Here is a 25,654-nt window from a genome sequence, read left to right as displayed (position 1 = left end):
CAGCCATCGGCCCCTCGAGCACGATCACAAGCGGAATTCGGCCTGTTCACGCTGGAAACCGAGAACTCGCATGCCCATCACCACGCGTTCGCACAGCGTCGACCGGAGGCCCCCGATGCACCCTCACTCGAAATCGGGATACTGGAACACGTGAGCACTCCTCTCCCCGCCCCACCCACCTCGACCGACGTTCTGGTCGTGGGCGCGGGTCCCGCTGGATCGTCCGCTGCGGCATGGGCCGCGCGATCGGGCCGCGACGTCGTCCTGGTGGACGCGGCCGTGTTCCCCCGCGACAAGACGTGCGGCGACGGATTGACGCCACGTGCCGTTGCCGAACTCGACCACCTGGGGCTGGGCGAGTGGGTTCGCGGTAAGGCGCGCAATCGAGGACTGCGACTGAGCGGATTCGGCCAGGAACTGCAGCTCGAATGGCCGAGCAGGTCACTGCCGACCGTCGGAAGCGCCGTTCCCCGAACCGAATTGGACGACAGGATTCGCGTCGCCGCGGTCGAATCCGGGGCCGTCATGGCCCAGGGAGCCAAGGCTGTCGGCGTCACCCGCGACGGAAATTCGGTGCGCTCCGTGACCCTCCAGCGCGCCGGTGGAACGCACGAGATCTCCTGCCGCACCCTGATCGTCGCCGACGGTGTTCGCTCCACTCTGGGCAAGCAACTCGGGCGTGAGTGGCATCGCGACACCGCCTTCGGCGTCGCCGCGCGCGCCTACATCACCTCCGGCCGCAGCGACGACGAGTGGATCAGCTCGCACCTCGAATTACGAGACGCCGCAGGCACTCTGCAGCCCGGCTACGGCTGGGTCTTCCCGCTGAACGACGGCACCATCAACATCGGCGTCGGCACCTTGGCCACCGCCAAGAGGCCCGCACCGGGAGCCTTGCGCCCACTGCTCGACCTCTACACCCAGCAGCGCCGCGGCGAATGGGACCTCAGCGGAGAACTGCGTGCGGTGGCGTCGGCGTTGCTGCCGATGGGCGGCGCGGTCTCCGGAGTGGCGGGCAGCAACTGGGCCATCATCGGCGACGCCGCAGCGTGTGTGAACCCACTCAACGGCGAGGGCATCGACTACGGACTCGAGGGCGGCCGTATGGTCGTCGACCTGCTCGATCATCACGACCTCACCGAGGCCTGGCCTGCCCTGCTGCGCGAGCACTACGGGCAGGCGTTCTCCATCGCTCGACGCCTCGCCGGACTGCTGACCGTGCCGAGATTCCTGCCTGCGGCGGGACCGGTGGGTATGCGCTCACGGGCACTGATGAAAGTCGCCGTCCGCTGCATGGGCAACCTGATCACCGAGGCAGACAGCGACCTCGTCGCCCGTACCTGGCGAGCATCGGGAACCGGGTCACTGAAAATCGATTCCCGGCCGCCCTTTTCCTGATAGCCGTCGGGCCTCAGGGTCGAGTGGCCTTGTGCAGAGCCACGATTCCACCGGTGAGGTTGCGCCACTGCACGTCCGTCCAGCCGGCGTCGGCGATGCGCTGTGCCAGTTCTTCCTGCGTGGGCCAGGCACGGATGGACTCGGCGAGGTAGACGTACGCGTCGGGGTTACTGCTCACGGCGCGAGCGACTTTCGGTAGCGCCTTCATCAGGTACTCCATGTACACGGTGCGGAACGGGCCGAACACCGGCGTGGAGAACTCCGAAACAACAAGGCGTCCGCCAGGTTTGGTGACTCGGGCGATCTCGCGCAGCCCGGCGTCGAAATCCGAGACGTTGCGGAGGCCGAACGAGATGGTGGCGGCATCGAAGCTGGCGTCGACGTAGGGCAGGGCCATCGCGTCACCTGCGACCATCGGAACTCCGCGTTGCAGTCCCGCCTGCAACATTCCCTTGGAGAAGTCGGTGGCCACACACCACGCTCCGCTTCGACCGAGTTCGACGGTCGAGACGCCGGTGCCTGCGGCGAGGTCGAGTACGCGCTCGCCGGGTTTGAGATCGAGGGCCCGACGAGTCAGCTTGCGCCAACTCCGGTCCTGCCCGAACGACAGAACCGTATTGGTGATGTCGTACCGCCGCGCGACGCCGTCGAACATCGACGCCACCTCGTGGGGCTCTTTTTCCAGGGTTGCGCGCGATGTCGTGGCCACGTGGACCAGCTTACTCAGGCTGCTCTCTGCACCCGTGGTGCTGTGATGCCTTGCACGTCGTAGTAGTGCGAGATCAGCTCGTCGCAGATGGCCGGCCAGGTGCGGGGCAGTACCGACTTGCGGGCTGCGTCACCGAAGCGGGCGCGGGTGGTGGGTTCGGCGAGAGCTCCGACGGCCATGGGAAGCAGTTCGGTGAACTTGTCCACCGGCAGCAGATAACCGTTGCGGCAGTGCGAGACCAGATCCCGCGGGCCGCCTGCGTCGGGTCCGATGACGGGAACGCCGCTGGCGAGGGCCTCCTGAACTGCCTGGCAGAACGTCTCGTGTTCGCCGGGGTGAACGAAGATGTCGAAACTGGCGTACGCCTGCGCGAGCTCGTCGCCGCCGAGTTGGCCGGTGAAGACGGCGTTCGGCATCAACGCCTGCAGTGCTGCCGTATCGGGTCCGCCGCCGACGATCACCAGCTGGATCGACGGATCTGCGGCCAGCACGGCGAGCCGCTCGACGTGCTTCTCCGGGGCAAGCCTTCCGACGAATCCGACGATCAGCTTCTCGCCGGCTCCCCATCGACCGCGAAGGGTGGCCGACGCGGCCGAGGGCGCGAACCGAACGGCGTCCACTCCCCTGGCCCAGCGGTGCACGCGGGGAATCCCGTGCAATTCCAACGCGTCGACGGCCGAGGTGGACGGGGCCAGGGTGCGGGCCGCGCCGCGGTGCAGCCTCCTGGTCCACCGCCAGGCCGCCTTCGAGGTGAGACCGAGGCCGTAGCTGGCGGCGAAACCGGCGACATCGGTCTGATAGACAGCGACGGCGGGCACGTCGATCCGATTGGCCGCGGCAAGGCCGCCCGCCCCGAGCAGGAACGGTGACGCCAGATGCACGACGTCGGGGGCGAAGGCGCGCATCGCCGACACCATGCCGAGACCGGGGACGCCGACGGGCAGTGAACTGACCTTGGGGACCATGATCGACGGCACCCGGTGCACCGGAACGTTGTCGTGCCACGTCGCGGCTCTGGGGCCCGACGGATTGTCCGGGGCGATCACGATGGCGTCGTGCCCGGTCCTGTCCAGATGTTCGAGGACACGGATCACCGAGTGGGTGACGCCGTTCATGTTGGGCAAGAACGATTCCGCAACGATGGCTACTCGCACGATCCTCAGTGTGGGCGGCCCTGCAGTCGGTCAGGTATGGACAACGTTACGTGTGGGCCAACGTCACACGAATTGCGCGAGCACCCACGACGGATTCGGATTGGTGCGGTGTTCGGAGCCGACGAACACCGTCGGAACCGTCTCGTTGCCGTCGTTGACCGATCGCACTCTGGTCGCCGCAGCGGGATCCTTGCGGATGCTCGTCCACACTGCATTCTTTCCGCGCACCAGCAGCGCCACCCGCAGACGGAGGCAGAAGATGCATCCCGGACGCCAGTAGATCAGCGGCACCGACTTCTCGATCGCCCGCGCTCGTGAGGCGTCGTCGGACAGGGAACGCGGATACAGCACCGGAGAGGTCAGGACGAGCAGGAACACCACCACGAGCACCATCACCACGACCGAGGACGCGATGTTGCCGAAGTTCACCAACGCGAACCCGGCCACTGCGGCGAGAGCGGCGATGCCCCATTGCTTGGCATTACGCACTCCGGGCCTCCTTTCGACGCAACCAGTACAACACGGGGCCTGCGATCAACCAGGTGACGACGATGACCGATCCGGCCGGAACGATCGCGACCGCGGCATCACGACCGGCGACTCGAACCAGTTCGACGTCCGGGTCCGCTTTGTAGTACTCGACTTCGATGCGCTGACCCGCGATGAGATTGGTGGGATACAGGACACCGAGCGCCGGGTTGTGCGTCACGCCGTCTGGGGTGATGAAGCTGACGGCCGAACGCAATTTGCCCGCCGAGAGCACCTCGGCCGTGGCGGTGCCCTTGTCGGAGTCGATGGTGACGTCGTTTCGCCAGGCACCCACGACGAGAAGTACGGCCAGGACCGAGATCGCGATGGCGACCACGAGCACGACCAGCCGGGTTCTGTGCAGGGTTCGGCTGCGTCGGGCTGTGTCGGTCACCTCGACAGGTTACTTCGCAGCCGATCCGACTCGGCTCGGGTAGCGTCTGCTGTCATGTCTCGCAGCTTCGAACACACACTCCGCGCGTCCAATCCGCCCGCTGAAGTGCACGCAGCATTGACCAGTGAGGACCAGTGGATGGCGCGCTTCGCCAAAGCGAAGAAGACGGACGGGTACGAGCTGACCAAGCACGCCGACGGCGGCCTGACGGTCGACATCTCCGAAGAGGTCGGCACCAACGAGCTCCCCGGATTCGTCACCAAGGTCATCAAAGGCAAGCTGATCGTCTCCCGCACCGATCACTGGGGCCCGCTCGAGGGCGACCACGCCGAAGGAACGCTGACCGGTAGCACCACCGGCCTACCGGCCAAGATCACCGGCACGCTGTCACTACAGCCCGACGGCACCGGCGCGAAGTTGCTCATCAAGGGTGAATCGACGGTCAAGATCCCACTCGTCGGCGGCAAGATCGAGGACCTGATCAACAAGATGATCAAGGACATGATCGATCAGGAAACCGGCGAAACCCTGGAATGGGTTGCCGCGCAGAAGAGTTAGAGACGGGCCCGGATCGCGGCATGTAGGTCGCGCAGGCCGGACCGTTCCGTGGTCACTTCCAGGACTCTGATTCCGGCGGCATGGCCGGTGAGTTCGGTTGCCAGATCGGCCAAGTCGACCAGTCGATGCTCGACGCGATAGGCCCCGCACAACGCCCCGAGATCCATCCCGTGGGGTGTACCGAATACTCGCTCGAACACTCCCGCGTACTGCGGGTCGCCCTGTTCGAGGAGCTCGAAGATGCCGCCACCGTCGTCGTTGGCGACCACGATCGTCAGGTCGTCGGGACGCGGCTCGCCGGTGCCGATGAGCAGGCCGGCCGCGTCGTGCAGGAACGTCAGATCCCCCAGAAGCGCTATGGTGCGGCGCTTTCCGGCCATCGCAGCACCGATGGCCGTCGAGACGGTGCCGTCGATGCCGGCCACGCCGCGATTGGACAGAACCTTCACGCCCGGGATCGGAGTCGAGACCAGGGCCGCGTCGCGCACGGGGTTGGAGGCTCCGAGCACAAGTTGATCTCCGGGCTGCAGCGCGGACATCACCGCGTCGGCAACGTGCAGCCCTGTCGGCTTGGGATGCTCGCGAAGTTGTTGGTGCACAGCCATTTCGGCGCGTTCCGATACGGTGGCACAGCGTGCGATCCACGCGGGATCGGGTGCGCCGGTGGTGACGGCGCGAGTGCCGGTCGCCAGGACGTTGCCCGAGACGTCGGGCCAACGCGGGCCGGTGGTGAGCGCGATGACGTCCACCGCCGGATCCGCGAGCAGCGCCGAGACCTGACGATGCAACGTCGGCCGCCCGGTGATGACGGCCTGACGCGGCTTCAACTGCGCAAGAGCCAAGGGATGCAATGCAATTCCGTGCAGAGGTGCCGTCGGCTCGGCGACGGTGGGTAGTCCCGCCAGCTCGGGACGCACAGCGCCGCCATGGCCGGAGACGACCACGGTGTCGATCGTCAGATCCAGTTCTACGGGGACGTCGAGGGTCGCCTGGGTGGTCGAGGTCCACGGCAATCCATCGGGCCGACCCTCCGGACGCGCGCCGGGGTCGCCGATCGCGGGTACCAAGGGCTCCCGCAGCGGAATGTCGAAGTGCACCGGCCCGGCGTTGCCGGATCGGGCACCGCGCGCTGCGGCGATGACCCGCGAGACCGCGCTGCGCCACTGACTGTTCTGCTTCGGGCCTTCTTCGGCGAGCCCGAGGCTGATGGTCGCGCGGACCTGCGACCCGAAGAGGCCCAACTGCTCGATCGTCTGGTTGGCACCGGTGCCGAGCATCTCGTAGGGCCGGTTGGCACTGATGACGATCAGCGGGATGCGGGCGTAATTCGCTTCGAGCACCGCGGGCCCGAGGTTCGCCACTGCAGTACCCGAGGTCATCACCACCGGGACGGGTTGGCCGCTGCCCAGGCTCAGGCCGATTGCCAGAAAGCCGGCGGTCCGCTCGTCGATCCGCATGTGCAGCCGCAGGCGCCCGGCCACATCGGCTTCCTGCAACGCGAAGGCCAACGGGGCGTTGCGCGAGCCGGGGCAGAGCACGACGTCTTCGATCCCGCTGCGCGCCAGTTCGTCGACGACTGCGGTGGCCTGGGCGGTGGACGGATTCACAGATTCCAGAGTGTCAGATGCTCCGGTCGGCCGCCGCAACCGGGCTTTGACAGTGTTGAGGTGTGCGTACAGTCTTCCGACCCGATGAGGTCACCCCACGTCGCTTCTACCAGCTGCTGACCGCGTCGGTCGTACCCAGGCCCATCGCGTGGGTCTCCACGGTCTCTGCCGACGGTGTGGCGAACCTCGCGCCCTACAGCTTCTTCACGGTGTCCTCCGTGGAGCCGCCGGTCGTGCAGTTCACGTCGGTGACCCGCAAGGACAGTCTGCGCAACATCGAGGCCACCGGCGAGTTCGTCGTCAACCTGGCCACTGCACCGTTGGTCGATCAGGTCAACGGCAGCTCCGCAAGCTTCGACCACGGGGTCAGCGAGTTCGAGGCCGTCGGCATCGAGAGCGAACCCAGTTCGATCGTGACGCCGCCGCGGGTGGCCGCTGCCCCGATCGCCATCGAGGCCACGCTGCACCGCGTCGTCGAAGTGGGTAACTGCTTCGTCGTCATGGGTAGCGTCGTCGCGGTGTCGGTTCGACCCGAATTTCTCGCCGAGGACGGCCTGCCCGAGTTCGAGACCATCGCACCGCTCAGTCGACTCGGCCGTACCGAGTGGGGACTGCCGCCCGAGGTTCGCGAGATCGAGCGACCTTCTTGATTCGCTGGCTGCTGCTGGTTCTCGTCACGGTCGCACTGACCGTCGGGGCCGATGCACTCGGTGTGCCGTCGGCTGCGTTGTTCGTCGCACTGCTGGTGGCGATCGTGTTCGCGCTCGCCGGGTGGGCTCCGACGACGGGCACCGAAAGAGCGCCGCTGCCACGCCGACTCGGGATGGCGGCGCAGGCGATACTCGGCGTCGAGATCGGGACGCTGGTGCAGCGCGAGACCCTGAGCTCACTCGGCGATACCTGGCTGCCGGTACTGCTGGCGTGCATCGGAACCCTGCTGCTGTCGATCGCGGCCGGCGCGCTGCTCGGGCTACGCAAAGACATCGATTCACTGACCGGCTCCCTCGCCCTCGTGGCAGGCGGAGCGTCGGGACTGGTGGCGATCACGCAGGAGCTCGGCGGCGACGAACGCGTGGTGGCGGTGGTGCAGTACCTCCGCGTCGTGCTGGTGACCACCACGTTGCCACTGGTTGCGACCCTGGTGTTCCAAGCGCAGCCCGGACAATCGCCGGTCACCGCCGATGTGCACGAGGCGCTCTGGATAGATCTCGCCTTCGTCCTGATCTGCGGCGTCATCGGGGTGATGCTGGCGAAGGTGATCCGCCTGCCCGCCCCCGCCCTGCTCGGCCCACTGATCATTGCCACGCTCGCCGACGTGCTCGGGTGGTCGTTCGACGCGTCCGTACCGACCCTGCTGCTGTGGGCGGCCTACATCGTCATCGGCTGGCAGGCAGGTCTGCGCTTCACCGTCGCCAGCTTGAAGTCGATCTCGCGCGTGCTGCCTGCGTCACTGATGTTGATAGTCGCCGTCACGGTCGGCTGCGCGATGCTCGGATTGTGGTTGGCGTCCGCGACGGGGACGAGCGGCTACGAGGGCTACCTCGCGACCACTCCCGGCGGGGTCTACGCGGTATTGGCCATCGCGGCGTCGACCGGGGCGAACGTCACCTTCGTCGTGGCCGCCCAGGTGATCCGAGTGTTCATGATGTTGTTCGCAGTACCCGTCGGAGCCAAGCTGGTCCAGCGCTATCGACGCGGTAGGTCCGAGTGAGAAAACGACGCGACCCCACAGCCACTCTGGGGACAAGGCACGTACGGGGACGGCCCGGCGCTGGATGTGGACTTCGTCGTGCATGGGAGTGGAGCCGGCGGAGCGCCTGGTCACAGTGGTCCGGCGTCGGCGTGGGCTGCTCGGGCGGTTCCAGGCGACCGCGTCGCGATCTTCGACGAAGGGCGCATCTACACGTTCGACGGACGACCGAGCTGGCAGTTGCTGGTCGGCGACGAGAGCGCGGCCCCGGCCATACTCGGCATTCTGCGGTCGTCACCGGAGGACGTTCGAGTCAGGGCCTTCGTCGAAGTCCCGACCGAGGCCGACATCCAGAAGCAGAACATGCACGCAGGCGTCGAGCTGAACTGGATTGTGCGGCCAATCAGGGACTGGCGACGGGCCTGCGTAGATACCTGGTGAACGAGCGTTCGGTGCCCAAGTCGCAGATCTGCTTCACCGGATACTGGAAGTTCGGTAAAGCCGCCCCGTAACGCTCGATTAGTGTCATCTCACATGCCCGGCTTCGGAAAAGGTCACACGGTCGTCACCGACTCGGTCGAGGTCGACGGGGCGGCATTCGCCTCCCTGCGCGCCCGCCCTCTCCCCCGCGCCGAACGCTACGAACTGGGTCGACGCCTGCGCGACAAGGTCCCGCTCGCCTCACTGGGCGAGTGGACGCCGCCGCCGGACCGGCCCGACCCGGTCAAGCAGATCGAGTACTCGCACCAGGGCCGCATCGAATGGCTGATTCCGACGCGCCTCGAGCGCATGGTCGAGTCCCCCTACGGATTCCTGCGCGGCACAGCCATCGTCATGGCTCGGGATGTGGCGATGCTGCCGTCGACCGGTATCAATCCGGTGATCAGCGGCGACGCCCACCTGGGCAACTTCGGGTTCTACGCCTCCCCCGAACGCGACCTCGTCATCGACCTGAACGACTTCGACGAGGCCCATCCCGGGGCCTGGGAATGGGATCTCCGACGCCTCGCCGCGAGCATCTGGGTGGCCGGGCGGCAGAACGGCCGCAGCGAGGATCAGTGTCGCGATGCCGTCACTGCCTGTGTGTCCGCCTATCGCATCGAGGTGGCCAGGCTTGCCGACGAGCCGCTGATGTCCCGGTCGTTCCAGCGACTGACGGCCGAGAAGCTGCAGCGTGACGCCACCGAGGGCTCGCTGCGCAAGGAAATCAAACGCGCCACCAAGAAGGCGCGTCGACGCACCAGTGACCGCGTTCTTCCGCGATTCACCGAGAAGCACGAGGGCAAGCGCAGAATCGTCGAGGAACCGCCGATCACCACGCGTATCTCGGCCGAGGACGAGGACCTTCTCGCCGTCGGACTGGACGAGTACCTGCTCACCCTCACTCCGCACTGGCGTCGAGTGCTCGGCGGCTACACCCTGATCGACGTGGCGCACCGTGTCGTCGGGGTCGGCAGTGTCGGGCTTCGGGCATACGTGGCACTGCTCGAGGGCACCAGCGAGGACGATGTGGTGTTTCTGCAGCTCAAGCAGGCCAGACGCTCGGTACTCGCGCCGTACGTGCACGGCGAATCCGCGTGGCACGACCATCAGGGACAACGCGTCGTCGAGTATCAGCAGGATCTACAAACCGTCAGCGATCCGCTGCTGGGCTGGACCACCATCGACGGACGGCAGTACTACGTGCGCCAGTTCCGCAACATGAAGGGGACGATCGACCTCTCGTCGATCAATGCGGCGGCTCTGGTGGACTACGCACGCGTGGTGGGCCGACTCCTGGCCAAGGGACACGCGCGAACCAGTGGCGCGTCGATGATCTCGGGATACACCGGCGATTCCGACGCCCTCGAGGTGGCACTGTGCCGGTTCGCGCAGTTGTACGCGGATCAGACGGAAGCCGACTGGGAGCGATTGAGCGCTACGCGCATGTGAGCGGAAATTCGTAGCAGGCTACGAACTTCCGCGCACATGCGGCGAAGCCGCTCAGGCGTGCTTGGCGACCAGATCGCCGACGCGCGGCAGTGCCTCGGTGACGTTCTTCTTCGCCGAACCACGCAGGCTGCCGTAGAACTTCTTGACGACGGACTTGTCGGTTTCCTCGATGCGAGCATCGGTGACCGAGAGCAACGCGTCGGACGCGGCGTCACCGTTGGCGACGAGGTAGTCACCGAACGTGCCCTGAGGAGCAGCGTTGTACGACTGCCAGAACGGGTCGAGCTTGTCGACGAAATCGGGCCACAGAGCCGAGACCGCATTGTCGATGTACGACGGTCCGACCTTCTTCACCGCGCCGTATCCCCCCTTGACCGCGAGTCCGCTCGCGCCCTTCTTGTCCGCGACCTCGGCGTCGATCAGAGCCAGAACATCGACGCGCAGAGCGTCGGCCTTCGACTCGTCGAGTAGCGAATCCTTGAGTGCAGCAACCACTTCGAGTTTCCTCCCAGATATGTCAGCGGCCCCACGCGGACCGGGCGCAAGACTACCGCAGAAGGGCGTGGCAACGCCGAACTCGTTCGATCCACCACTGTGTGCGATCGGCGTCGGCATCGAGCTCGATCAGCGCTTGCGCATCGGGTTCGAGGATGTCGACCGGGTACGTTCCGTCGATCACCTCGGGCGAGGGTGCGACGTCTCGAACGAACAGTGCGCCCGTTCCGAGACCACAGGCGAATTCGAGATGCGGCAGCGCAGCAGCTGCGGCCAGCCCCGACGAGATGCCGACGGCCGAGTCCAGAGCACTCGACACCACCACCGGGACGCCGTACTCGCCCAGCTCGCCTGCCAGCTCGAGTACCGCCCGCATCCCGCCGAGCGGGGCCACCTTGAGCACCGCGATATCCGCTCCGCCGGCCCGGACGACCTTCATCGGATCCTCAGCCCGGCGAATGCTCTCGTCGGCAGCGATCCGCACCCCGGGCACCCGCCGCCGAACTTCCACCAACTCCGGCACCGAGGCGCACGGCTGCTCCGCGTACTCGAGGGGGCCGTCGGCAGTCAGGGCCGCCAGCGCCGCCACCGCCTCGTCGACGCTCCAGCCGCCGTTGGCGTCTATTCGGACCCGCGGCACCAGCTCGCGAACCGCGCGGACGCGAGCGACGTCGTCGGCCAGGCTCTGCCCCTTCTCTGCCACCTTCACCTTGGCGGTCTCGGCACCGGGAGACCGGCTCAACACCGATGCCACCTCCGAGGCGGCCACGGCGGGAACGGTCGCGTTCACCGGGATGCGTCGACGCTGCGGACTGGGCGGGCCGTCCCACGCGGCCTCGATCGCCGACGCCAGCCACGGGGCCGACTCGACGTCGTCGTACTCGGGAAACGGTGAGAACTCACCCCATCCGGCCGGTCCGCGAACGAGCATCACCTCACGGGTGGTGATCCCGCGAAACCTGGTCCGCATCGGCATCGAGAGCACATGCGCACCGTCCAGGATGTCGTCGATCGCGGGGATCACTGCTGCCCCGGGAGCAACTGCACCATCAACGCCTCGCAGTCGGCCAACAGGTTGCCGTCCAGATCCGTGAGCCGAGCGTTGATGAACGTCTTGCGTCCCTCGACCCGATCCACCGCGCCCTCGACGATCAGCTCGGTGTTGAGCGGCGTCACCTTGCGGTAGTTGATGTGCAGGTATGCCGTCCGGCTGATGGGCCTGCCGTACGCGTGCTGGATCAGGCCGAAGAGGTCGTCGAACAGCAGCGGCAGCGTGCCGCCGTGTGCGGCGGAGTTTCCACCGAGGTGAAAGCGGCGGAACACGCCTCTGCTTCGCACGCCCTCGGCGTCGATCTTCTCGATGACCCACGGCAGCAACAACAGTGAACCCCGACCGGGTAGCCGCGGAAGTCGTCCGGCGGTCTGCTTCCCCTCCGCGACCACGTGCGGCTCCAACAACTCGATCAATTCCCGAGTCTTGCTCACGGCTGCCTCGGTGACGTCGGCGGGCAACGAGGTCGACACGGCGAGATCCTGCACGGTGCGCAATGCCTCCAGCAACTGTCCGTACTCCGGCCCCACCTTCGCCGGCACGAAACGCGGGAAGCCGCCGTGGTGGTCGTAATCGGGGTCGGATTCGCGGTCGAGCTGCATCGGATCGGTCATGACCTGCACGCTAGCCGTACCGACCGGCCGCCACTGATTCAGCCCTCGCCACCGTTAAGGTGGCGTATGTGACCTTCACTCCCGCACTGTGGCGTCCCGTTCCCGGCTTCGAAGATCTGACCGACATCACCTATCACCGTCACGTGTCCGACGCGACCGTGCGAGTTGCGTTCGATCGTCCCGAGATTCGCAACGCGTTTCGGCCGCACACCGTCGACGAGCTCTACCGCGCACTCGAGCACGCTCGGGTCAGCTCCGATGTGGGAACGGTGCTGCTCACCGGAAACGGACCGAGCAGCAAGGACGGCGGCTGGGCCTTCTGCTCCGGCGGCGATCAGCGCATTCGCGGGCGCAGCGGGTACCAGTACGCCGACGGCGAGACAGCCGAAACCGTCGACAAGGCCCGCGCGGGACGCCTGCACATCCTCGAGGTGCAGCGGCTGATTCGGTTCATGCCCAAGGTGGTCATCTGCCTGGTGAACGGCTGGGCGGCGGGCGGCGGCCACAGCCTGCACGTGGTGTGCGATCTGACGCTGGCCAGCCGCGAGCATGCTCGGTTCAAGCAGACCGACGCCGATGTCGGCAGCTTCGACGGGGGTTACGGCAGTGCATATCTGGCCAAGATGGTCGGGCAGAAGTTCGCCCGGGAGATCTTCTTCCTCGGCGAGACGTACTCGGCCGAGGAGATGCACCGCATGGGCGCAGTGAACAAGGTGGTCGATCACGCAGAACTCGAGAACACGGCCATCGAGTGGGCCGCGAAGATCAACGCGAAATCGCCGCAGGCTCAGCGAATGTTGAAGTACGCCTTCAACTTGCAGGACGACGGCCTGGTGGGCCAGCAACTGTTCGCGGGCGAGGCAACCCGCCTGGCGTACATGACCGACGAGGCCGTCGAGGGTCGTGATGCCTTCCTCGACAAGCGCGAACCCGACTGGTCACCGTTCCCGCGATATTTCTGACGAGCAGGTGAATACCAGCTGGCACCGTCGTCGACGCGACAGTTCTGCGGGCACCCTGCGAGCATGGTTCACACAGCCCTACGACTACCGCTGGATGGCCGAGTTTCAGCGCTCCCACCCTGCAGGCGCGCTCATCCGGTTGGTGCTCGCATTCTCGACGTTCGACTTCGGTGCGCTTGCGGTGATCTCCCTGTTCTCCCCGGACGCAGTACACAGCCCGTCGGCAATCGTGTGGAAGGCGATCCTGGTCCTGTCCGCCGTGGTGGTGAGCGCACTGTGGTTGATCAGGCCGTTCCCCGGCCGACGCGGAGTGGTGGCGTACGGGGTGTACGCCGACCTCGGAACCGCGTCCACCTTGGTGTTGAACCCGCCGGGGGACGCTCTGTTGAGCTGCGTACTGTTCGCGATCGTCGGCACGTTCTTCACCTTCTTTCTCAGTCCCCGTTGGCTGGTGGCACATCTGGTGTTCGCGGTGACGGTCATCGTGGTGGTCGCGATCGCCACGTACGACGTGGGCAATGCAGACCTCGCGTCGACGATCTTCCGGGTCAATATCGTTCTACTGGTGGTAGCCGGAGTTCCGTCGACGTCACATCTGCTGGTGACCGTCCTGTCGGAGGACGCTCGCAGTTCTCGGCTAGACCCGCTCACCGGCCTGCTCAATCGTCGTGGACTCGACGCCGCGATCGACGACGTGTGGTTACGGGGCCGAGAGCGCGGTCGATGTGTAGCGGTGCTGGCGGTGGACATCGACCGCTTCAAAGCGGTCAACGACGAATACGGGCACGAGGAGGGCGACGCGGTCATCGCGCGCATCGCCGAACGGCTCGGTTCCCACGTCGGCAACTATGGAGTGCTCGCGCGGACCGGCGGCGAGGAGTACCTCGCCGTGGTGTCGACGTCACGGTTGCACATCGATGCGCTGATCCATGGCGCGCGCAGAGTCCTGCTCGACCCGGCGGACACCGTCGCGGTGACGGTCAGCATCGGGGCTGCGATCGTGTACTGGGATTCGGCACTGTGGGACCAGAACGTCGACATCGTCACGCGCGCAACGCGGATAGCGGACTCGCTGATGTACGAGGCCAAGGCCACCGGCGGCGACCGCGTGGTAAAGAGCGAACTCTGAGCCATCACGTGGTATCCATGCGGTGTGGACATCCTCGCTGCTCGGACAATTCTGCGCCCGGCCGACTACCGGAGGACCCTCGAGTTCTATCGTGACGGCCTCTCGCTGGCAGTGTGTCGCGAATACCCCGGCGGCACGGTGTTCTTCGTCGGCCAGGGCCTGCTCGAAATTGCGTCGCACCATCGCGGTGACGGGCCGGGATCGTTCTCCGGCGCACTCTGGCTGCAGGTACGCGACATCGACTCGGCCACAATTGAATTGACGGCTGCCGGGATCCCGATCACGCGCGAGGCCAGAACCGAGCCGTGGGGTCTGATCGAAATGTGGACGGAGGATCCGGACGGAATTCCGATCGTACTGGTACAGATTCCGGAGGATCACCCACTGCGCCGGGATACCCGCTAGATCGCGGCGTCGCCGGCGACCATTCGCATCACCGCGGCTGCAGACTGCGGCCGCGACCACAGATAGCCCTGCGCCAGGGTGCAACCGAGATCGAGCACGGCGTCGGCTTGTTCGCGGCTTTCGATGCCTTCCACGATCATCGTCAGGTCGAGGTCCTTCGCCACTCCGGCCAACGACCTGATCATTGCCCGTCCGGCAACGGTGTCGACGAAACGCGTCAGATGCCCGTCGATCTTGATGCCGTCGGGCTGCAGCGTCACCAATCGTTCGAGCGAGGACCACCCCGAACCGAAATCGTCGAGCAACACCCGAAAGCCCAGCCGGTGCACGTCGTCGATATGTCTGCGCAGCAACGGACCCGGCGTCACCGCCGTGGTTTCGGTGAGTTCGAGGGAGATCGACGACGGGGACACTCCCGAGGGCGCGATGGCACGCTCCAGCTGGCTGACACCATCGGGGTGCGAAAGATGGCGTCCGGAGATGTTGACGGTCAGCCGCAGATCCGGACGGTGGACGTGCCACTTCTTCATCTCGGCGGCGGCCTGGGTGAGCACGCTGAGATCGACGTCGATGATCAGCTCGCTGGTCTCGGCGAACGGAACGAAATCTGCGGGTACCACCACCCCGCGCGTGGGGTGATGCCAGCGAGCCAACGCCTCGAAGCCGACGATCTCCGCGGTCCGCAGATCCACGATCGATTGAAACCAGGGGACGATGTGCCCGTCGGCGATGGAGTCGGCTATGTTGTTGTCGCTGCCCAGCCGGATGACGCCGGATCCGACGCGGCGAAGCAGATCGAGTTGCTCCTCGAGCACCGATGCGAACTGTTCGAGTTCTTGCATCTGTTCACCCGATAGGGTGCGCGGCGTGCGGTCGTACAGGCACAGGGTGCCGATCACCAGGCCCTCTCGCCCTCGAAGCGGGACAGATGCGTACGAGGCGATGCCGTTCTCGTTCAGGATTGCGCGCTGCCGGGTGGTGGCATGGACGCGGCCGTGCGCGACAACCGCAGGCTCACCGGTGCGCACCACGTCGTCGCACAGGGTGTCGGAACGCACCACGGTGGACACCGGCGGACCACCGACGTTGACCAGTGTGTACTGGGTGTCCTCGTCGAGCACGTTGAGCTGGGCGATCGCGAATCCGACGCTACGCGCGGCGAACTCGACCGTCGACCGTAAGGCCGGCGTCGTCGCCTCGAAATCGAGGTATCGACGAGCGGAGTCACTCTGACGCCGAGACTGGGAGCGCGCGCTGTCCGCGATCTCACCGTCCACCAGCATCTCCTCGCAACCGATACCCGAGCCCGCTCTGGAATCGGTTCCAGGTGAGCTTAACCGTGCGAGAACGGCAGTTTCGACCGATAGGCCATCTCCGATTCGTCACAACGCCGGATACCGGGTGTGTAGCAGGCGGTGTCGCAACACAGCAGCAGCGAGCCGCTTGCCTTCGTCGGTCGCGATCGCACCGACGGTCTCCGACGCGGACACGCGATCAGGTTCCGACAACTCGAACGCTCCGAGCGCGCTGAGCTCGGAAACCAACGTGCGGGTCAGTGGCTCGGCATGCTCGGCAGCCGGCTCCTCGCCGGCATGGGTCCATCCTTCGGCACGCAACAGTCGCGCCAGGTCGTCGGCCGTCGCTTCCACGTCGGCAGCATCGTGACCGACGACCATGCGGGCGAGAACGACCTCCGCTGCGATGGCGTCCGGGTGATATTCGGTGCCGACGATGCCTGCGGTGAGCACCCGCCACAGTGCGTCGGAGCTGAGCTGCCGGGTGCGGGCAGTCGGAACCAACCGCCCGCCGGAACGCCGCAGCAGACGCACCCGCATCAGAAGACGTCGGAGCGTGAAGATTTTCTCGGTATCGAGTTCCCGGCCCACCCTCGACTGTTCTTCCGGGTCGTTCCGCAGGCTCCACTCCCGCCGCTCCGCGGGGGGAAACACGGTGGACGCGATGCTGGCCACCAGATCGTTCGGAAGATATCCCGCGTCGGTCAGCGTGACGCCGTCGCCGATGCACCCGATGAAGCTCTCCAGTCGGCGCACGCAGCCGTACACCGGCTGGACGGCGTCGTGCAGTGACTCACGCACACCGAGGTAGAGCTCGGCCCGAGGTGGGCTGTAACTGCTCCACAGTTCGATACGGTGATCGAGTAGTTGTTCGAGAAGGACGGCCTCGGAGTCGTCCTTACCGCGGTCGGACGTCAGCACCGCGTCGGTCACGCCGCGTCGGCGCGTGATCTGGGCCTTGGCACCCAGTGGGCGCCCACCCGGCTTCGACGGCTCGAACTCACCGGCGATGGTCGCCACTTCCAGTGTCTCGCCGATCTTTTCTACGATCACCCGTTCGATGCCGGTCGGGGCGTCCTGCCAGGTGACCAGTTCTGTATCGACAGCACCGATGCCCGACTGTTCGGTGGCGGAGCGATACGTCTGCAACCACGAGGCGTCATCGGCAATTCGCATGAGTTCTTCGGTGACGGCGCTCCGGGCGATCTCGGCGTACGCGACACGGCCGAGCCGGTCCAGCAGCTCGCCGAGCGCGCGGGCGATGTCGACCGCGCGATCGGAACCGTCTGCGAGGTGCCGCAGATGTACCCACAGGAACGTCTGCACGGAATGTTGTGTCGGACCGGCTGGGGAAGACACGGCGATCAGGCCGTCCCACCCCAGGCGCGCGTCGGCAGCGAGCGCGGGATCGACGGAATCGAAGTACGACAGAGCGGCCGACACCGCATCGTCCATGCTCGAGCCCTTCACGGTGTCCCACTGTTCCACAGTGGCCCGACAGCGGTGCAGCGCACGGCGACGACCGCGGTGCGCTGCGCCACAGGAAATATGGACATATAAGGCAAAAAGGTGAACGGGCGATGAACGAACGACGACTTGTGAGCGCCCGAGAAGAACATTTCGCAAGAAATTTCCGCCACACACCGTTCGTGTCCCATAGTTTCCATCGTGAGCGCTGAATTCCTCGTACTTCTCGTGGTGGTCGTGACCGCATTGGCCTTCGACTTCACCAACGGTTTCCACGACACCGCCAACGCCATGGCGACGTCGATCGCAACGGGGGCATTGAAGCCCAAGGTTGCGGTCACCCTGTCCGCCGTCCTCAACCTGGTCGGCGCATTCCTGTCCGTAGAGGTTGCAGCAACCGTCGCGAAAGGCATCGTCAATCTCGGCGACACCGGCGGCCAAGCCCTCCTGACCATCATCTTCGCCGGCCTCGTCGGCGGCATCCTCTGGAATCTCGCGACCTGGTTACTGGGAATTCCGTCCAGCTCCTCACACGCGCTGTTCGGCGGCCTGATCGGTGCCACCATGGCCGGTCTGGGTACCAGCGGCGTCGTGTGGGACGGGGTCTGGAGCAAGATCGTGCTGCCCGCCGTACTCGCCCCGATCGTCGCCGGCCTCGTCGCCACCGCCGGAACCTGGGTCATCTACCGCATCACCGCCTCCGTTCCCGAGAAGTCCAAGGAGCGCGGATTCCGCTGGGGTCAGATCGGCTCCGCCTCGCTCGTCTCCCTCGCACACGGCACCAACGATGCCCAGAAGACGATGGGTGTCATCTTCTTGGCACTGGTCGCCTACGGCACCGTCTCGCCCGACGCGGAGATGCCGCTGTGGGTCAAGTTCACCTGCGCCCTGGCGATCGCCCTCGGCACCTACCTCGGCGGCTGGCGCGTCATCCGCACCCTCGGTAAGGGCTTGGTCGAGATCGCGTCACCGCAGGGCATGGCCGCCGAAGCGTCCTCGGCAGCCATCATTCTGACCTCGAGCCACCTCGGTCTTCCGTTGTCGACCACGCAGGTCGCCACCGGCTCGATTCTCGGATCGGGGCTCGGTAAGCCAGGCGCAGCAGTGCGCTGGAACGTCGCCGGCCGCATGGCCGTCGCCTGGGTCATCACGCTGCCCCTCGCCGGAGTCGTCGGGGCCGTGTGCTGGTTGCTCGCCCACACCATCGGCGGACTTCCGGGAATTCTGGTGGTGTTCGCCATCCTCGTCGCGCTCGCCGCATTCATGTACATCCGGTCGCGTCGTGAGCCCGTCGATCCGGGCAACGTCAACGCGGAATGGGACGGCGGACTCGTCCCGGCCCCGACCGACTCCGACTCCGTCCCTCCAGTGAAGGTCTGAAGCACTCATGGACACTCTGAAGCACACACTCGATTCGCTCTGGCAGGTCGTTCTCGTCGGCCTGCTCCTCGGCGCGGGCCTACCCGCGGTCTTCGCGTTCGGGATCAAGGCACTGTCGGTCGGCGAGCCGTCGGACGAGGCCGCGGCAACCGGCACCACTCGTGTCGCTCGACCCGCCGTGGCCACCGCCGCGGCGGTCCTCTGCTTCGCCGTCGTCATCGTGGCCATCGTGGCCGGAATCCTCTTCATCATGAAGAACTTCTTGGACAGCTCGTTCGGCATCTCCGTCTTCTGACCCGAAAGGACTCTTTTCAGTCATGACCGACTCCACGAAGACCTCCTTCCCGGCATCGGTTCTCGAATGGCTCCGAGCCGGTTACCCCGACGGCGTGCCGCCCAAGGATCGATTCCCGCTCGTCGCCCTGCTGCGTCGAGCGGCCCTCACCGACACCCAGGTGCAGGGAATCGTCCTCGAACTTGTCTCACCCGCAACCGGGGCTCTCGACGACGGTGCTATTTCGCACGACGAGATCGCCACCTACATCCGCGATCAGATCGAGGCCGAGCCGACGACCGAGGACATCGCCCGCGTCTCGGCACGTCTGGCAGCCGGTGGATGGCCACTGGCAGATCCGGCGGCCCTGTAGTCCATGGCACTGCCCTCGTTCCTCCACTCGATCCTCGGGTGGCTTCGCTTCGGATATCCCGACGGGGTACCCGAGGCGGACTACGTACCCCTGCTCGCACTTCTGACTCGGCGACTGTCCGACGACGAAGTGCAATCGGTGATGGATGCCCTCATCGCCGACGGCCGATTGCCTGCGGACAAGGCAGGCATCTCGGTCACCATCACCAAGATCACCAACGAGATGCCCCGAGAAGAGGATGTCGACCGGGTACGCGCGAACCTCGCCGCCGGTGGATGGCCCCTGGCCGAACCGTTCTCACTCGGACGCGAGGACTAACCTCACACGTGTGCTCGAGAGCCTTCCGATTCCGACCGGACCGGCCGCGGCAGCCATCCTGCCGCGGCTGAGTCGCATTCTGACCGGTGACGGACCGGCTGTGCTTCCCGTCCCCGCCGACGATCCCCGCGAGATCCGCCGCCTGCACGACGCCCTGGTGCCGGGAACCCCCATCGACGACGGCGTAGCCCTGGTTGTCGCAACCTCCGGCACGACAGGAATTCCCAAGGGAGCCATGCTGTCCGCAGCTGCGTTGGTGGCATCTGCAACCGGCACCGAGGAGCGACTCGGTAGACCGGGCTCGTGGCTGTTGGCGTTGCCCGCGCACCACATCGCCGGGCTCCAGGTGCTGCTGCGGAGCGTGCTCGCCGGAACCTCGCCCGTCATCATGGACGTGTCGAGAGGTTTCGACCCGGCCGCGCTGATCGAGGCCGTCGGCCGGATGTCGGGCCCGCTGCGCTACACGTCCTTGGTTCCCGGACAACTAGTGAAGGCCTTCGAGATCCCCGAGGCGGTGGCCGCCCTCGCATCACTGGACGCAGTGCTGCTCGGCGGGGCCGCGACGCCGATTCCGTTGCGGGAGAAAGCCCTTGCCGCAGGAATCCGATTAGTGCGAACCTACGGCATGAGCGAAACTGCCGGTGGTTGCGTGTACGACGGAGTTCCTTTGCAGAACACAGTAATTCGCATCGACGACGGCCGGGTCGTCTTGGGCGGAAGAACCCTCGCGTCCGGATACCGCGGACTACCCGATCATCCTGCCTTCGCCGAACCAGGATGGTTCCGCACGGACGACGCCGGAACCGTCGTCGACGGGGTGCTGAGCATTTCGGGCCGACTGGACGAGGCCATCTCGACCGGCGGATTGACCGTCGTGCCACAGGTAGTCGAAGCCGCACTGGCTACTCACCCTGCCGTGCTCGAATGCGCTGTCGTCGGACTACCGGACGAGAAACTGGGCCAGAAAGTGGTGGCCGCAGTGGTCGCCGCGACTCCAGTGACATTGGCGGAGTTACGTTCTCATGTGGAGTCGGCACTGGATGTGACTGCCGCGCCGCGCGAGCTGTTCCTGGTCGATTCCCTGCCGACACGGGGACCCGGGAAGCTGAATCGGGCGGCGTTGCGGGCGACACTTGCCGCTCAGTGAGGGTGGCCGCGTCCGGTCTGGTCGGCGGCCCCGGCTTGGCGTAGCGGCCCCCGCTCGGCGCAAACGCGCGCGCGTTTGTCAGGTGCTCGCGAAATAGACAGCGATACGTAGCGAGGATGCACGCGTCTGACAAATGCGCACGCGTTTGTCAGGGTTTACCTCGGTGCCGTTTGTCAGGGTTTATCTCAGCGCCGATGGCCGGTGGATATCGTTGTCAGCGAATCAACCCGTTAGCCACGAGATCAATGGTGTTCCTTGGTGAAACGCCAGTTGCCATCCGCTCGGCCCGCTGCGCCACAGAGACGATCTACGTGCCCGATTGCCAGATCTATTCGAAACCCATCGGATCAGAACGAAACCAGGACCCAGGAGTCGGCCGGTGAGGTCATGGACCTCGATCTCCTCCTCGCCGCTGTCCTCACTGCCCAGCATCTCGAGGATCGACTGCTTGGTCCACAACGCGCCGGACGCGCCCGTCTCGGTGAAGTCGTCGGCAAGCAGCAACTCGAGCCTCGCCCGGTCACGACGGCATTCCGCGGTCTGAAGCTCTCGCTCCAGTGCCAGAACAGTCGTCAGGTCGGCGCAAGGTTCGGGTCGATCGGAAATGTTGTGCGGCATAGTTCACAGTCTCCGTCCATGGGCGACGGTGCCCGCGTTTTGCCAGAATTCAGCACGGCCCGCCAACGTCTCGTACAACCGCTTGACGTCGCCGACGGGATGCACAAGCGCTGGAGTGCCGATCCGCTCGCGAGTCCAGCCGATACGAACGGATCGAAGCCGACCACGGTGTGGCCACCACCGATCGTATTCACGCTCCGACTGGGCTGCACCCACTCCGACGTGCAAGCATTCAATGCATGAGTGTTCTGGTCTGCTTCCATGCGCATCCCGACGACGAAGTGTTCGGCACCGGCGGCGTGATGCGTCTCGCCGCCGATGCCGGCCACCGCGTCGTACTCGTCACCGCGACCGACGGGGCCCTCGGTGAATATCCCGATGGAATCCTCACGGACGGCGAGACACTGGCCGAGCGCAGACGCGTCGAGCTGGACCGTTCCGCTGCCGTCCTCGGGGTGGCCCGCGTCGTACGACTGCACTACGCCGATTCCGGCATGGCCGGCACCCCGGAAAATGCCAATCCGGATGCATTCTGCAACGTCGACGTCGACACCGCCGCGCAGCGGTTGGCCGAGGTCCTGCGCGAAGAGCAGGCCGATGTCGTGACCATCTACGACCCCAACGGTGGATACGGCCATCCCGACCACATCCAAGTTCACGTCGTCGGCAAGCGCGCCACCGAGATCGCAGAAACTCGCTTCGTGTACGAGACCACCACCAATCGCGACCACATGCGCCGTCTGATGGAGGCCAATCCGCATTGGGGCGAAGAGGCCTCACCGCCGGACATGGAGACGTTCGGTCTGCCGGAAACCGAGATCACGACGGTGGTCGACGTCTCCACGGCTATCGACGCCAAACGAGCGGCAATGGAAGCGCACGCAACACAGGTCGGCGACTTCGGACCGTTTCTGCAGATGTCGATCGAAGACCTCACCACCGCATTCGGCGTCGAATGGTTCAGGAAGCTACGCGGCACCGGTGGCGTCGGCCTGACGGAAACTGCGCTGCCGCTCTGAGGGCATCCGGGCGTCGTGCGCCGGACAGCGGCAGCGCGAGCATCGAAGACGTGACGTTCGGATTGTTTCGGGCCTCTAACCAAACCTGTAGACGGTAGAGTGTCCACGTTGCCTGTATGTGGGCACATTCTTCACTGCACGAATACCGTCAGCGAAATAGGAGAGGCCGGAGTAGCCATGCGTTCGTCCGAGGGTGTGTCTCTGGGCACGTGCGGCATCCGCACGGCGCGGACCACCGAAGACGGTGCTTGGACCGACGGCACTCCGTTCGACGACTGGCAACTCGCCCCCTCCGCGCAAGACGCCGCGCGCGTCGTACGGAGCATCGTCGACCGGCCCGACGCACCGCAGTCGCTGGGTGTGGCCTATCGCTCCCCCGAAGAGCGCGCCGACATCGCCGCCGCCCTGTCCGAGGAATACGTCTCCGACGTACACCTCATCGACGAGACCGGTGCCGCATTGGAATATCTGCGCCCCGGGCTGCCGACCCACCACCGAACGATCGCACTCTTCGACGCAGGTGCCACCGGTGTCGACATCGACATCGTGGACGTCGAATCCGGTCGCTCCTACGGTTCCATGCGAACCACTGCCATGAGCGGTATGACCTTCGACGCCGTGGTCCGCGAGCACATCCTCGGCCTGGGCATCGTGCGAGCCCCGCAATCTGCCGACGAAGACAGCGCGCTGACCGCCTTCTGCCGCGGAATCAAAGAGGCTCTGTCTTCGCACCGGACCGCGAGCACACCCGACGGCGAGCATGTCCTCCTCGAGCGGCACATCTTCGAGTTGTCCATCGCGCGTTCCACCGAACAGGCCGCCGCGGCGGTACGACAGCTCGGTCTCGAAGCCGAGTTCTATCCCGATGCCGTCGTCGCCATCGGTGGGACGGCCAACGTCCCGCTGGTCCGCGCCACCCTGGAGCGCTTTCTGCAGCTGCCGGTCATCGTCCCGGATCGGCCGGAACAGGTGATCGCCGGCGGTGCCGCCATACACGCCACCCGCGTCGACGCGGCCCACGTACCGCCCCTCGTCTCGCACCGACCGGCACTGACTCGCTTGGGGATGATCGCGCTGCCGATCGCAGGTGTCATCGCCACCATCGGGCTGTTCACCGCACTCGGGACCAGCAACGAAAGCCAGCCGATGAGCACCCCGGCCAGCGTCGGCGAGACAATTCGACAGACCACCACTCCCCCAGCCACCACCACGCCAACCTCTACCTCGGCACCGCCGACCACGTCCGCACCGCCACCGCCACCGCCGACGACGTCCGCGCCACCGACGGCAGCCGAGCCTGCACCTTATGTGCAGTACCAGCCGCATTACTACCCGCCTGCTCCTGCGCCGGCACCCACCGTGCCGCTGCCACAGATCCCCGGCGTCCAGATGCCGGTGATCCCATTGCCGGTCTTGCCGCGACTGCCGTTCTGACCGGCCGCGTTCTCACTCGCCGGGTAGATACGGAATGATCGTCGCTCATGGCCACCACTGCGCAATGGATCGAAGGTGCGCGACCGCGCACACTGCCGAATGCGATCGCTCCCGTCCTCGTCGGCACCGGCGCGGCCGTGTCGTTGGACGCCGGCGTGTGGTGGAAGGCGCTGCTGGCGTTGATCGTGTCGCTGGCCCTGATCGTCGGCGTCAATTTCGCCAACGACTACTCCGACGGAATCCGAGGCACCGACGACGATCGAGTCGGCCCTCTCCGACTGGTCGGCTCGAAGGCGGCCTCCGCCGACGCAGTCAAGAAGGCTGCCATCGGCTGCTTCGCCGTCGGCGGCGTGGCCGGACTGGTGTTGGCTGCGACCAGCGCCTGGTGGCTGGTTATCGTCGGCCTGGTCTGCATAGCAGGTGCCTGGTACTACACCGGCGGATCGAAACCCTACGGCTACAGCGGGTTCGGTGAGATCGCGGTATTCGTGTTCTTCGGACTCGTCGCGGTTCTCGGCACTCAATTCGTCCAGGCCGGGCAGATCGACTGGGCCGGCGTGTTGGCAGCGGTGGCCGTCGGATCGTTCTCGAGCGCAGTACTGGTCGCCAACAATCTGCGTGACATCCCCACCGATACCGAGTCCGGAAAACTCACGCTTGCAGTGCGATTGGGCGACACCCGCACTCGCTACCTGCATCTCGCGCTGCTGGTGGTGCCCTTCGCGATGACGGTAGTTCTGATTGCTCGGACTCCATGGGCACTGGTGGGCCTACTCGCGCTTCCCTTCGCTGCCCGCGCGAATGCCCCGGTACGTAAGGGCGCGCACGGATTCGAATTGATTCCTGCACTCCGCGATTCGGGCTTGGCGATGCTCGTCTGGGGAGCGAGCACCGGCGTGGCGTTGGCCTTCGCCTAGCGCTTTTCGGGTACGAAAGCGCCCAACAGGAAGTTCACGATCGAAATGATGATCGCGCCCCAGAACGCGGCCGCGAACCCGATAATTTCGAGGCCGTAGCCGGTCTGCGACGACAGCCAGGCCGTCAGCAGCAGCATCAGCGCGTTGATCACGAGGGTGAACAGTCCGAGAGTCAGAATCAGCAGCGGCAGCGAGAGAAGTCTCACCAGCGGTCGGATGAATGCATTGACCACCGTCAACACCGCGGCGATTCCGAGCAGCACCACAATGTCCCACCCATCGCCGCGGCCAGAACTCGTCACGATGATTCCGTCGACAAATTCTTTCGCTACCCAAATGGCGACGGCGTTGATCACGAGTCGAATCAGAAAGTTCATGGCGCCCATCGTAGGGTCAGGACCGTCGGGGAGCTACGACGTCCGAGCGCTCTCCCTACCCGCTTCGCTGCGGTGCCTGATCAACTGTCCAGAGCAATATCGACGAACACTCGCCCACGATCGTCTCGGGTCGACGTCGCAAGGCCGGTGTAGTGATTGCCGCCCAGGTCGACGTCGACTCGACCGGCGTCGGTGATGAAGTTCTTCCACCAGTTCTTCCTGTCCGGCACCGCCACTCCGACTTTCAGATGGTCACCCTTACGGCTGAACGCAAGTGGCAGTGAAATCTTCTTTCCTGATTTCCGTCCGGTGTAGGTCAGGATGCCCATCGACCGTCCGATGAGCTTGTCGAGCACCGGTGCCTTCATGACCATAATGACCATGCTGTTGACCGCTGCTGCCGATTTCT

The 25,654-nt window shown here is 65.7% G+C and carries 30 protein-coding genes; 17 read left to right on the top strand and 13 right to left on the bottom strand.

Annotated features, from left to right (window positions below; genetic code table 11):
* The first annotated feature begins 150 nt into the window (after nucleotides 1-150).
* Entirely contained in the window at nucleotides 151-1,398 is a 1,248-nt protein-coding gene (locus RHODMAR_RS09465) for a geranylgeranyl reductase family protein (RefSeq protein WP_008713813.1), read from the top strand.
* Nucleotides 1,399-1,411: 13 nt separating this feature from the next.
* Here RHODMAR_RS09465 and RHODMAR_RS09460 read toward each other — a convergent pair whose 3' ends face one another.
* The 4 genes from RHODMAR_RS09460 to RHODMAR_RS09445 all read right to left on the bottom strand — a co-directional run bounded on the left by RHODMAR_RS09460 (nucleotide 1,412) and on the right by RHODMAR_RS09445 (nucleotide 4,183).
* Nucleotides 1,412-2,107, bottom strand: coding sequence for a demethylmenaquinone methyltransferase (locus tag RHODMAR_RS09460; RefSeq protein WP_008713811.1), 696 nt, complete (start codon nucleotides 2,105-2,107; stop codon nucleotides 1,412-1,414).
* Nucleotides 2,108-2,121: 14 nt separating this feature from the next.
* Nucleotides 2,122-3,261 (bottom strand): glycosyltransferase family 4 protein, encoded by a 1,140-nt coding sequence (locus RHODMAR_RS09455; protein WP_008713809.1) that lies wholly within the window; start codon nucleotides 3,259-3,261, stop codon nucleotides 2,122-2,124.
* A 63-nt stretch (nucleotides 3,262-3,324) separates the two neighbouring features.
* Nucleotides 3,325-3,750 carry a glutaredoxin domain-containing protein gene (locus RHODMAR_RS09450; protein ID WP_008713807.1) on the bottom strand — a complete coding sequence of 142 codons (426 nt, stop codon included), beginning with the start codon at nucleotides 3,748-3,750 and terminating at the stop codon, nucleotides 3,325-3,327.
* Nucleotides 3,743-4,183: a hypothetical protein gene (locus tag RHODMAR_RS09445; RefSeq protein WP_008713806.1), complete on the bottom strand. Its 441-nt coding sequence runs from the start codon at nucleotides 4,181-4,183 to the stop codon at nucleotides 3,743-3,745. The genes RHODMAR_RS09450 and RHODMAR_RS09445 overlap by 8 nt, the downstream gene beginning before the upstream one ends.
* A gap of 54 nt (nucleotides 4,184-4,237) precedes the next feature.
* On the opposite strand from RHODMAR_RS09445, the gene RHODMAR_RS09440 reads away from it, so the two are divergent.
* Nucleotides 4,238-4,741, top strand: coding sequence for a DUF2505 domain-containing protein (locus RHODMAR_RS09440; RefSeq protein ID WP_042938565.1), 504 nt, complete (start codon nucleotides 4,238-4,240; stop codon nucleotides 4,739-4,741).
* Here the strand turns inward: RHODMAR_RS09440 and menD are convergent.
* Nucleotides 4,738-6,348, bottom strand: coding sequence for a 2-succinyl-5-enolpyruvyl-6-hydroxy-3-cyclohexene-1-carboxylic-acid synthase (gene menD / locus RHODMAR_RS09435; protein ID WP_008713802.1), 1,611 nt, complete (start codon nucleotides 6,346-6,348; stop codon nucleotides 4,738-4,740). The genes RHODMAR_RS09440 and menD overlap by 4 nt on opposite strands.
* Nucleotides 6,349-6,410: 62 nt before the next feature.
* Here menD and RHODMAR_RS09430 point away from each other — a divergent pair, with 62 nt between their 5' ends.
* The 4 genes from RHODMAR_RS09430 to RHODMAR_RS09415 all read left to right on the top strand — a co-directional run bounded on the left by RHODMAR_RS09430 (nucleotide 6,411) and on the right by RHODMAR_RS09415 (nucleotide 9,970).
* Nucleotides 6,411-6,998, top strand: a complete 588-nt coding sequence (locus tag RHODMAR_RS09430) for a flavin reductase family protein (protein ID WP_008713801.1) — start codon at nucleotides 6,411-6,413, stop codon at nucleotides 6,996-6,998.
* A complete protein-coding gene (locus tag RHODMAR_RS09425; protein ID WP_008713799.1) occupies nucleotides 6,995-8,059 on the top strand; it encodes an AbrB family transcriptional regulator in 1,065 nt (354 codons plus the stop codon). Before RHODMAR_RS09430 ends, RHODMAR_RS09425 begins: the two co-directional genes overlap by 4 nt.
* A 66-nt stretch (nucleotides 8,060-8,125) precedes the next feature.
* Nucleotides 8,126-8,479, top strand: a complete 354-nt coding sequence (locus RHODMAR_RS09420; RefSeq protein ID WP_008713797.1) for a siderophore-interacting protein — start codon at nucleotides 8,126-8,128, stop codon at nucleotides 8,477-8,479.
* A 93-nt stretch (nucleotides 8,480-8,572) separates the two neighbouring features.
* Nucleotides 8,573-9,970 carry a DUF2252 domain-containing protein gene (locus RHODMAR_RS09415; RefSeq protein WP_008713796.1) on the top strand — a complete coding sequence of 466 codons (1,398 nt, stop codon included), beginning with the start codon at nucleotides 8,573-8,575 and terminating at the stop codon, nucleotides 9,968-9,970.
* 51 nt (nucleotides 9,971-10,021) lie between these two features.
* Here the strand turns inward: RHODMAR_RS09415 and RHODMAR_RS09410 are convergent, their stop codons facing one another.
* From RHODMAR_RS09410 to RHODMAR_RS09400, 3 genes are read right to left on the bottom strand one after another with little or no spacing between them, the layout of a single operon-like run.
* Complete coding sequence (locus RHODMAR_RS09410; RefSeq protein ID WP_008713795.1) at nucleotides 10,022-10,465, bottom strand: DUF6918 family protein; 444 nt, start codon at nucleotides 10,463-10,465, stop codon at nucleotides 10,022-10,024.
* A gap of 52 nt (nucleotides 10,466-10,517) precedes the next feature.
* Entirely contained in the window at nucleotides 10,518-11,441 is a 924-nt protein-coding gene (locus tag RHODMAR_RS09405) for an o-succinylbenzoate synthase (protein ID WP_232433613.1), read from the bottom strand.
* A 44-nt stretch (nucleotides 11,442-11,485) separates the two neighbouring features.
* Nucleotides 11,486-12,130, bottom strand: a complete 645-nt coding sequence (locus RHODMAR_RS09400) for a PaaI family thioesterase (RefSeq protein WP_051047915.1) — start codon at nucleotides 12,128-12,130, stop codon at nucleotides 11,486-11,488.
* Between the two features lie 68 nt (nucleotides 12,131-12,198).
* Here RHODMAR_RS09400 and RHODMAR_RS09395 point away from each other — a divergent pair, with 68 nt between their 5' ends.
* From RHODMAR_RS09395 to RHODMAR_RS09385, 3 genes are read left to right on the top strand one after another with little or no spacing between them, the layout of a single operon-like run.
* Nucleotides 12,199-13,092 carry a 1,4-dihydroxy-2-naphthoyl-CoA synthase gene (locus RHODMAR_RS09395; RefSeq protein ID WP_008713790.1) on the top strand — a complete coding sequence of 298 codons (894 nt, stop codon included), beginning with the start codon at nucleotides 12,199-12,201 and terminating at the stop codon, nucleotides 13,090-13,092.
* 7 nt (nucleotides 13,093-13,099) lie between these two features.
* Nucleotides 13,100-14,221 carry a GGDEF domain-containing protein gene (locus RHODMAR_RS09390; protein WP_008713788.1) on the top strand — a complete coding sequence of 374 codons (1,122 nt, stop codon included), beginning with the start codon at nucleotides 13,100-13,102 and terminating at the stop codon, nucleotides 14,219-14,221.
* A 24-nt stretch (nucleotides 14,222-14,245) separates the two neighbouring features.
* Nucleotides 14,246-14,626, top strand: a complete 381-nt coding sequence (locus tag RHODMAR_RS09385; RefSeq protein ID WP_008713787.1) for a VOC family protein — start codon at nucleotides 14,246-14,248, stop codon at nucleotides 14,624-14,626.
* Here the strand turns inward: RHODMAR_RS09385 and RHODMAR_RS09380 are convergent.
* Together RHODMAR_RS09380 and RHODMAR_RS09375 are read right to left on the bottom strand one after the other, a co-directional pair.
* Nucleotides 14,623-15,909: a sensor domain-containing phosphodiesterase gene (locus tag RHODMAR_RS09380; RefSeq protein ID WP_442970043.1), complete on the bottom strand. Its 1,287-nt coding sequence runs from the start codon at nucleotides 15,907-15,909 to the stop codon at nucleotides 14,623-14,625. The two genes, RHODMAR_RS09385 and RHODMAR_RS09380, sit on opposite strands and share 4 nt — an antisense overlap.
* Nucleotides 15,910-16,008: 99 nt before the next feature.
* Nucleotides 16,009-17,391 (bottom strand): hypothetical protein, encoded by a 1,383-nt coding sequence (locus tag RHODMAR_RS09375; protein ID WP_042938583.1) that lies wholly within the window; start codon nucleotides 17,389-17,391, stop codon nucleotides 16,009-16,011.
* Between the two features lie 198 nt (nucleotides 17,392-17,589).
* On the opposite strand from RHODMAR_RS09375, the gene RHODMAR_RS09370 reads away from it, so the two are divergent.
* From RHODMAR_RS09370 to menE, 5 genes are read left to right on the top strand one after another with little or no spacing between them, the layout of a single operon-like run.
* Nucleotides 17,590-18,768, top strand: a complete 1,179-nt coding sequence (locus RHODMAR_RS09370) for an inorganic phosphate transporter (RefSeq protein WP_042938559.1) — start codon at nucleotides 17,590-17,592, stop codon at nucleotides 18,766-18,768.
* A 7-nt stretch (nucleotides 18,769-18,775) separates the two neighbouring features.
* Nucleotides 18,776-19,063, top strand: a complete 288-nt coding sequence (locus RHODMAR_RS09365; protein WP_008713779.1) for a hypothetical protein — start codon at nucleotides 18,776-18,778, stop codon at nucleotides 19,061-19,063.
* A 22-nt stretch (nucleotides 19,064-19,085) separates the two neighbouring features.
* Nucleotides 19,086-19,415 (top strand): DUF3349 domain-containing protein, encoded by a 330-nt coding sequence (locus RHODMAR_RS09360; protein WP_008713777.1) that lies wholly within the window; start codon nucleotides 19,086-19,088, stop codon nucleotides 19,413-19,415.
* 3 nt (nucleotides 19,416-19,418) lie between these two features.
* Entirely contained in the window at nucleotides 19,419-19,733 is a 315-nt protein-coding gene (locus tag RHODMAR_RS09355; protein WP_008713776.1) for a DUF3349 domain-containing protein, read from the top strand.
* Between the two features lie 10 nt (nucleotides 19,734-19,743).
* The gene (gene menE / locus RHODMAR_RS09350) at nucleotides 19,744-20,880 is read left to right on the top strand and encodes an o-succinylbenzoate--CoA ligase (RefSeq protein WP_008713774.1); all 1,137 of its coding nucleotides are present in this window, start codon (nucleotides 19,744-19,746) and stop codon (nucleotides 20,878-20,880) included.
* A 222-nt stretch (nucleotides 20,881-21,102) separates the two neighbouring features.
* Here menE and RHODMAR_RS27490 read toward each other — a convergent pair whose 3' ends face one another.
* Nucleotides 21,103-21,498 (bottom strand): nuclear transport factor 2 family protein, encoded by a 396-nt coding sequence (locus tag RHODMAR_RS27490; protein ID WP_008713772.1) that lies wholly within the window; start codon nucleotides 21,496-21,498, stop codon nucleotides 21,103-21,105.
* Nucleotides 21,499-21,737: 239 nt separating this feature from the next.
* Between RHODMAR_RS27490 and RHODMAR_RS09340 the strand changes: the two genes are divergently transcribed.
* The 3 genes from RHODMAR_RS09340 to RHODMAR_RS09330 all read left to right on the top strand — a co-directional run bounded on the left by RHODMAR_RS09340 (nucleotide 21,738) and on the right by RHODMAR_RS09330 (nucleotide 24,868).
* Nucleotides 21,738-22,517: a PIG-L family deacetylase gene (locus tag RHODMAR_RS09340; RefSeq protein WP_008713771.1), complete on the top strand. Its 780-nt coding sequence runs from the start codon at nucleotides 21,738-21,740 to the stop codon at nucleotides 22,515-22,517.
* A 177-nt stretch (nucleotides 22,518-22,694) separates the two neighbouring features.
* Complete coding sequence (locus RHODMAR_RS09335; protein ID WP_008713769.1) at nucleotides 22,695-23,951, top strand: Hsp70 family protein; 1,257 nt, start codon at nucleotides 22,695-22,697, stop codon at nucleotides 23,949-23,951.
* Nucleotides 23,952-23,998: 47 nt separating this feature from the next.
* The gene (locus RHODMAR_RS09330; protein ID WP_008713767.1) at nucleotides 23,999-24,868 is read left to right on the top strand and encodes a 1,4-dihydroxy-2-naphthoate polyprenyltransferase; all 870 of its coding nucleotides are present in this window, start codon (nucleotides 23,999-24,001) and stop codon (nucleotides 24,866-24,868) included.
* Here RHODMAR_RS09330 and RHODMAR_RS09325 read toward each other — a convergent pair.
* Both RHODMAR_RS09325 and RHODMAR_RS09320 read right to left on the bottom strand, forming a co-directional pair.
* On the bottom strand, nucleotides 24,865-25,245 hold the full coding sequence (locus RHODMAR_RS09325) for a phage holin family protein (protein ID WP_198289425.1): 381 nt from the start codon (nucleotides 25,243-25,245) through the stop codon (nucleotides 24,865-24,867). The two genes, RHODMAR_RS09330 and RHODMAR_RS09325, sit on opposite strands and share 4 nt — an antisense overlap.
* An 80-nt stretch (nucleotides 25,246-25,325) precedes the next feature.
* A partial coding sequence (locus RHODMAR_RS09320) for a nitroreductase/quinone reductase family protein (RefSeq protein ID WP_042938555.1) occupies nucleotides 25,326-25,654 on the bottom strand: 329 nt, incomplete at its 5' end.

The sequence above is a fragment of the Rhodococcus sp. AW25M09 genome (assembly GCF_000333955.1).
Classification (GTDB): Bacteria; Actinomycetota; Actinomycetes; order Mycobacteriales; family Mycobacteriaceae; genus Rhodococcoides.
Note: the sequence above shows the minus strand (reverse complement) of the source record. Positions and strands in the feature narration are given on the sequence as shown.

Coding starts and splice junctions, on each gene's coding strand:
- RHODMAR_RS09440 (WP_042938565.1), top strand. CDS start 4,238: ATGTCTCGCAGCTTCGAACACACACTCCGCGCGTCCAATCCGCCCGCT.
- RHODMAR_RS09415 (WP_008713796.1), top strand. CDS start 8,573: ATGCCCGGCTTCGGAAAAGGTCACACGGTCGTCACCGACTCGGTCGAG.
- RHODMAR_RS09405 (WP_232433613.1), bottom strand. CDS start 11,441: ATGCCGATGCGGACCAGGTTTCGCGGGATCACCACCCGTGAGGTGATG.
- RHODMAR_RS09400 (WP_051047915.1), bottom strand. CDS start 12,130: ATGACCGATCCGATGCAGCTCGACCGCGAATCCGACCCCGATTACGAC.
- RHODMAR_RS09380 (WP_442970043.1), bottom strand. CDS start 15,909: ATGCTGGTGGACGGTGAGATCGCGGACAGCGCGCGCTCCCAGTCTCGG.
- RHODMAR_RS09365 (WP_008713779.1), top strand. CDS start 18,776: ATGGACACTCTGAAGCACACACTCGATTCGCTCTGGCAGGTCGTTCTC.
- RHODMAR_RS09360 (WP_008713777.1), top strand. CDS start 19,086: ATGACCGACTCCACGAAGACCTCCTTCCCGGCATCGGTTCTCGAATGG.
- RHODMAR_RS09355 (WP_008713776.1), top strand. CDS start 19,419: ATGGCACTGCCCTCGTTCCTCCACTCGATCCTCGGGTGGCTTCGCTTC.
- RHODMAR_RS27490 (WP_008713772.1), bottom strand. CDS start 21,498: ATGCCGCACAACATTTCCGATCGACCCGAACCTTGCGCCGACCTGACG.
- RHODMAR_RS09340 (WP_008713771.1), top strand. CDS start 21,738: ATGAGTGTTCTGGTCTGCTTCCATGCGCATCCCGACGACGAAGTGTTC.
- RHODMAR_RS09335 (WP_008713769.1), top strand. CDS start 22,695: ATGCGTTCGTCCGAGGGTGTGTCTCTGGGCACGTGCGGCATCCGCACG.
- RHODMAR_RS09330 (WP_008713767.1), top strand. CDS start 23,999: ATGGCCACCACTGCGCAATGGATCGAAGGTGCGCGACCGCGCACACTG.
- RHODMAR_RS09325 (WP_198289425.1), bottom strand. CDS start 25,245: ATGAACTTTCTGATTCGACTCGTGATCAACGCCGTCGCCATTTGGGTA.